Annotated in this window: 1 pseudogene; it reads left to right on the forward strand. The window is 61.9% G+C overall.

Annotation, left to right across the window (positions count from 1 at the left end):
* Positions 1-278, forward strand: a pseudogene (locus ACPYOJ_RS35250) (hypothetical protein); the annotation flags it as partial.

The following is a 278-nucleotide window of genomic DNA, read 5'->3' on the forward strand; positions in this document are numbered from 1 at the left end:
GTCCGAATACCGTCGGCTACTACAACTATGTCGATGGCTTCCACTTGATGATGGTTCCCATCGACCTGCCTTCGCAGTTGCAGGACGACGCCGGCCCAGCCATCGCGATCGCCGCACAGAGCGGCGGCATTGGCGTGCATCTTGCCAGCTCGCTCGAAGCACGAGGGGTGCCGATCTCGTACATGCTGACCACGGGCAATGAGGCCGACATCGGCCTAGCCGAGGTGTTGGATCATTATGCCGACGACCCGGCCACCGGCGCGGTCATCATCTATGCG

The organism is Rhizobium sp. SVR5-9E (assembly GCF_056755095.1).